This is a genomic window from Pedobacter sp., assembly GCF_045628745.1.
Classification (GTDB): domain Bacteria; phylum Bacteroidota; class Bacteroidia; order Sphingobacteriales; family Sphingobacteriaceae; genus Pedobacter.
This window is the reverse complement of the sequence record NZ_JAZQPU010000092.1, coordinates 1-6,141: the sequence shown is the minus strand read 5'-3', so window position 1 is coordinate 6,141 and position 6,141 is coordinate 1. Positions and strand designations below refer to the sequence as shown.

5 protein-coding genes are annotated in these 6,141 nt (G+C 42.7%); all 5 read left to right on the top strand.

The annotated features are described in order from the left end of the window. Window positions 1-55: 55 nt before the first annotated feature. Window positions 56-766 carry a MotA/TolQ/ExbB proton channel family protein gene (locus ACR2F7_RS03915; protein WP_432712285.1) on the top strand — a complete coding sequence of 237 codons (711 nt, stop codon included), beginning with the start codon at window positions 56-58 and terminating at the stop codon, window positions 764-766. Next, window positions 766-1,167, top strand: coding sequence for an ExbD/TolR family protein (locus tag ACR2F7_RS03910; RefSeq protein WP_432712284.1), 402 nt, complete (start codon window positions 766-768; stop codon window positions 1,165-1,167). The genes ACR2F7_RS03915 and ACR2F7_RS03910 overlap by 1 nt, the downstream gene beginning before the upstream one ends. Further along, window positions 1,167-1,982, top strand: a complete 816-nt coding sequence (locus tag ACR2F7_RS03905) for an energy transducer TonB (protein WP_432712283.1) — start codon at window positions 1,167-1,169, stop codon at window positions 1,980-1,982. The genes ACR2F7_RS03910 and ACR2F7_RS03905 overlap by 1 nt, the downstream gene beginning before the upstream one ends. 27 nt (window positions 1,983-2,009) lie before the next feature. After that, the gene (locus ACR2F7_RS03900) at window positions 2,010-3,296 is read left to right on the top strand and encodes a bifunctional folylpolyglutamate synthase/dihydrofolate synthase (RefSeq protein ID WP_432712282.1); all 1,287 of its coding nucleotides are present in this window, start codon (window positions 2,010-2,012) and stop codon (window positions 3,294-3,296) included. Window positions 3,297-3,517: 221 nt separating this feature from the next. Next, a partial coding sequence (locus tag ACR2F7_RS03895; protein WP_432712281.1) for a methylmalonyl-CoA mutase family protein occupies window positions 3,518-6,141 on the top strand: 2,624 nt, incomplete at its 3' end.

Sequence of the window (6,141 nt, the reverse complement as noted above, 5' to 3'; positions counted from 1 at the left end):
AAAATAGGAATACCAGGACTATACATTTACATAAATACAAACAAACCAGACTAATATGATTACATTGTTACAGGGTGCCAGCGATACGGCAAACCAAATTATTGATACGGCAAATGTTCTACAACAAGCTGTAACAACTGCACCTCCGGAAATCCACTTTATTGATTTATTGTTTAAAGGTGGATGGGTAATGATTCCCCTAGCTGCCCTGGCTTTTCTGGGCCTAGTTATTTTTATTGAACGTTACATCACCATCCGTAAGTCGTCAAAAACGGAAACCAACTTAATGTTGCAAATCAAACAATACATTCAGGAAGGCCGTCTAGAAAATGCCATTACCCTTTGTCGCAATGCAAATACGCCATTGGGCAGAATGCTTGAAAAAGGATTGAAAAGAATTGGCCGCCCTATCAAAGATATTGAAGGTGCCATTGAAAATACAGGTAAACTTGAGGTATCTAAATTAGAAAAGAACATTGGTGTTTTAGGTATCGTTGCCGGTATTGCACCCATGTTAGGTTTCGTAGGTACCATCATTGGGGTAATTACCATCTTTCATGATGTATCCATTAAAGGAGCTATTGAAATTGGCACCATCTCTGGCGGTTTATACACCAAAATGATTACCTCTGCTACAGGTTTGGTTATCGGTATCATTGCCTACGTTTTATACCACATCTTAAATATGATGGTAGAGCGTATCATTCTAAGAATGGAAACTGATGCCATTGAATTTATTGACTTATTAGAGGAACCCAGCAAATAATGAATCTAAGAAAAAGAAATAAAGCAACGGTTGAGGTCAATACCTCTGCTCTTAATGATATTATGTTCTTTCTGCTTTTGTTTTTCCTGCTGGCCTCTGCCGTAGTTAATCCACAGGTAGTCAAACTTTTATTGCCAAGATCTGACAGTGGGCAACAATCTTCTGCACAAAAAACCGTTACCGTTTCTATAGATGACAAGCTAAATTACTTTGTAGAGAAGCAACAGGTAACCTTGGATAACTTAAAAAGTATAGTAGAATCTTACCAAAAGGATTCTCCAGATTTAACGATTGTACTTTATGTTGCCCGGGGGGTGTCTATAGAAAACACAATGCAGGTTTTTGATGTTGCTAATCAATTAAAGCTTAAAGTTGTTTTGGCTGTAGAACCTAAGAAATAATGACATACAATCAGGAAGAAAATAACTACCCTAAGGCTTTGGCTATAGCAACAGTCATTATGGGTCTCCTTATTGCACTGAGTTTTTTCATTGCCATAGGGACATTTAAACCTGTTGAAGAAGCAGGTATGGGTGGTATGGTGGTTAATTATGGTACTTCAGTTGAAGGAATGGGTACTGATTATACCAGTATTGAAGAGCCTTCTGCAGATCCTAATGCCAATAACAAAGCACCCGATAAGGTGGTGCCTGAGCAACCTACCATAGAGCAGAATACCCCACAGGCAAGTGATAAAGAAGTGGTTACCCAAAATACAGAAGATGCAGTAAGCATCAGCACCAAGAAAACAAAGTCTACCTCTACCCCTAATGCTGCTGTAGAAGAAAAACCGGCTGCACCTACCATTAACCAAAATGCTTTATATAAAGGTAAAGCCAATAAAGGTACCGGTCAGGGCGACGGAACGGGCACTACCCCGGGCAACCAGGGCAGTGTAAATGGTGATCCCTTGAGCAATAAGTATGGCGAGGGTGGCTCTGGTTTTGGTGATACCCCTATTGCTTTGGGCAAATTCAGCAATTTAGTTACCCCACAGGATGATGGACAAAAAACTGGTAAAATAGCCGTAAAAGTTACCATCAACAAGGAAGGTGTGGTCATCAACGCTGTACCTGGCGCAAAGGGAAGTACACTTAGTGACCGCGAATTATGGCAAAAATGTAAAGATGCTGTAATGGGTGCGCGTTATAATCAATCTGCCAACGCTCCAGAAGTTCGGGTAGGCATAGTGGTCTTCAACTTTAAAGTACAATAGAAGACCTGAATACCAATTTTAATACAAATGACTTACCAACAAACGCTGGATTACCTTTATAGTAAACTACCCATGTTTACCCGTATCGGTGCCATAGCTTATAAAAAAGACTTACACAATGCACTGTATTTATGTGAGCAACTGGGCAACCCCCAACAACAATTTAAAAGCATCCATGTGGGTGGCACAAATGGTAAAGGTTCTACCTCCCATATGTTAGCTGCAATATTACAAAAGGCCGGTTATAAAACCGGCCTTTATACTTCTCCACACTTAAAAGATTTCAGGGAACGCATCCGTATCAATGGAAAAATGATTCCTAAAGGTTTTGTCAGCGATTTTGTCGATGCTCAAAAGGCAACCTTCGAAACCCTGCAACCCTCCTTTTTTGAAGTTACCGTAGGCATGGCCTTCTCCTACTTTGCACAAGAGCAGGTAGACATTGCCATTATTGAGGTGGGCCTTGGCGGTCGCCTTGATTCTACCAATATCATTACCCCAGAGCTGTCTGTCATCACCAATATCAGTTTAGACCATACCAATATTCTGGGCGATACTTTTGGTGCCATCGCCACAGAAAAAGCAGGCATCATTAAACCACAGGTGCCAATTGTCATTGGTGAAAGACACCCGGAAACAGATCAAAAGTTTATAGAAAAAGCTGCTTCAACAAACAGTAATTTAGTTTTTGCTGAAGATGAGCTGCAGTTGACAGACACGCAATTGATCAACCCTTACCTGCAAACGACTGTCCGTAAAGGCGAAACGCTTTGTTATCAAAACCTGCAGCTGGACCTTACAGGAACTTACCAGCTTAAAAACGTACGCACGGTTATTGCGGCGGTATTACAATTAAAAGCACTTAATTTTAATATCCCCGATGAGGCAGTTTCTTCCGCTTTGCGTGATGTTAAAGAAATTACAGGCTTACAAGGAAGGTGGCAAACTTTAGGCGAATCGCCATTGATCATTTGCGATACAGGCCATAATTACGCCGGCATTACAGAAGTATTGCAGAATATTAAAAATACGCCCCACCAACAGCTCCATATGGTTTTTGGTGTGTTGAAAGATAAAGACGTCAATGGCGTTTTAAAATTGCTACCTTCAAATGCTGTTTATTATTTTACACAACCAGATCTGGAACGTGCCCTGCCCGCAGCAGAACTTGCCGCACAAGCAGAAAAACATGGCCTGCAGGGCGAAGTGTTTCCGCAGGTGGGTCTTGCCATTGCAGCCGCTAAAAATAAGGCCGCCGCTGATGATCTCATCTTTATTGGTGGCAGTACCTTTGTTGTAGCTGAAGCTTTATAAAACCTTACGTATTCCTTACCCATCACTTGCTATTGACTAGCTGTTCACTAATCCTAACAACTGACTTAGTAGGGCTTTGCTCCGGGTTTCCTAGCGGATTTCCCGAACCAAACCCGGAGCAGATCCCTAGCAGCCCGCTACCTGCTCAGGCTTTGCTATACCCTAACGGTTAGAGAATACCTAATTATTAGTACCTTTACCATAACGAATATAATCTTTGTATGCAACAGATCGAAAGCTATAAGCCTAAACATAAAATACGCTTTGTAACTGCGGCTGCCTTATTTGATGGGCACGACGCAACAATAAATATCATGCGCCGCATTTTGCAATCTTCAGGTGCAGAAGTTATTCACCTTGGGCATAACCGCTCGGTAGATGAAGTGGTTAACTGTGCTATTCAGGAAGATGTACAGGGCATTGCCATGACTTCTTACCAGGGTGGACATGTGGAATACTTTAAATATATGTATGATTTACTTCAGGAACGTGGTGCCACCAATATTAAAATATTTGCCGGTGGTGGCGGCGTTATCCTCCCTGCCGAAATTAAAGAACTGCAGGAATATGGCATCACCAAAATCTATTCTCCGGATGATGGTCGCACCATGGGGCTACAGGGCATGATCAATAACATGCTGGAGCAAACAGATTACATCACCACCAGTTCGATGAATGGGGAGTTAAAGCGCATTCCACAGAAAGAAGTAAAAGCTATTGCTTCGGCAATTACCGTGGCAGAAAACGACCCTGAAGCCGCACAAGCTTTTGTCAATGAGCTTAAAAAATTGACTGAAGCCAACAAAGCGCCAGTTTTGGGCATTACCGGTACGGGTGGCTCCGGAAAATCATCACTCGTAGATGAGCTGGTGAGAAGGTTTTTAGTGGAAGTTCCAGAAAAAACAATGGCCATCATATCTGTAGATCCTTCCAAAAGGAAAACAGGGGGTGCCCTATTGGGTGACCGCATCAGGATGAATGCCATCAATAACCCAAGGATTTACATGCGCTCGCTGGCCACGCGACAAGCCAACCTGGCCTTGTCTAAAAACGTGCAGGAAAGTATCGACATCTGTAAAGCTGCCGGTTACGACCTGATCATTGTTGAAACATCAGGCATTGGACAATCGGATACCGAAATTACCGAACATTGTGATGTTTCTCTATATGTGATGACACCTGAGTTTGGTGCTGCTACACAACTAGAGAAAATTGACATGCTTGATTTTGCCGATTTAGTGGCCATCAACAAGTTCGACAAACGTGGTGCTTTAGATGCATTACGCGATGTGCGCAAGCAATACCGCAGGAACCATAACCTTTTTGATGCGCCCGAAGAAAGCATTCCGGTGTATGGCACCATGGCTTCGCAGTTCAACGATCCGGGAATGAACAACCTCTTTATCTCTTTAATGGATAAAGTTAAAGAAAAAACAGGGGTAGATTTCAATGCACAGCTGAAATTAACGGCCCTGCAATCTGAGAAAGTCTACATCATTCCACCAGATAGAATCCGTTACCTTGCTGAAATTGCCGAAGCCAGTCAGACTTATAATGAGTGGGTTAATACACAAACGGCCATCGCCAGAAAATTATACCAATTACAGGGTGTCATTAAATTGGCCGCCGAAGAATCATTACATAAAATAGTACCTGTTGAAGCAAGTACCCTTACGGCCCTGCAGGAAATTTACAATCACCTGGAAGAGCTTCAGGATGGTCATTGCAAGCGTTTATTACGCGAATGGCCAGCAACAAAAGCTAAATATCTTGCCGAAAACTTCATTTATAAAGTTCGCGATAAAGAAATTAAACAACCCTTGTTTTATGAGTCTTTATCAAAATTAAAAATCCCTAAAGTTTCCCTGCCTCGTTATGAAGATTGGGGTGATATTTTACGTTGGTTACTTACCGAAAATGTACCGGGAGAGTTTCCTTATGCCGCCGGGGTATTTCCCCTAAAACGTGAAGGTGAAGACCCAACCAGGATGTTTGCCGGTGAAGGTGGCCCTGAGCGTACCAACAAACGTTTCCACTATGTTTCCCTCGGTCAGCCTGCGCATCGCCTTTCCACGGCTTTCGACTCGGTGACCTTATATGGGGAAGATCCTCATATTCGTCCGGATATTTATGGCAAAATCGGCAATTCTGGGGTGAGCATTGCCACCCTTGATGATGCCAAAAAGCTTTATTCAGGCTTTGACCTTTGTTCGCCATCCACATCGGTATCCATGACTATTAATGGTCCTGCGCCAATGTTGCTAGGCTTTTTCATGAACGCAGCCATCGACCAGCAATGTGAAAAATATATCATTGCCAACGGACTGGAAGCCGAAGTAGAAGAAAAGATTAACGCTATTTATGCAAGTAAAAATGCCACAAGGCCGCGCTATGCTGGCGAATTACCAGAAGGCAACAGTGGGCTTGGTTTAATGTTGTTAGGCGTTACCGGCGACCAGGTATTACCGGCAGATGTCTATGCAACTATAAAAGCAAAAGCCATCAGTTCGGTCCGTGGAACGGTACAGGCCGATATTCTGAAAGAAGACCAGGCACAAAACACCTGCATTTTCTCTACAGAATTTGCCTTAAGGATGATGGGCGATATCCAGATGTATTTCATCAACGAGAAAGTGCGCAACTTTTACTCGGTATCCATCTCAGGTTACCACATTGCTGAGGCCGGCGCTAACCCTATTTCGCAGCTTGCCTTTACCTTAAGCAATGGCTTTACCTTTGTAGAATATTACTTGAGCAGGGGCATGAACATTGATGATTTTGCGCCTAATCTTTCCTTCTTCTTTTCTAATGGTATCGATCCTGAATATGCAGTGATAGGCCGTGT

Coding starts and splice junctions, on each gene's coding strand:
- ACR2F7_RS03915 (WP_432712285.1), top strand. CDS start 56: ATGATTACATTGTTACAGGGTGCCAGCGATACGGCAAACCAAATTATT.
- ACR2F7_RS03910 (WP_432712284.1), top strand. CDS start 766: ATGAATCTAAGAAAAAGAAATAAAGCAACGGTTGAGGTCAATACCTCT.
- ACR2F7_RS03905 (WP_432712283.1), top strand. CDS start 1,167: ATGACATACAATCAGGAAGAAAATAACTACCCTAAGGCTTTGGCTATA.
- ACR2F7_RS03900 (WP_432712282.1), top strand. CDS start 2,010: ATGACTTACCAACAAACGCTGGATTACCTTTATAGTAAACTACCCATG.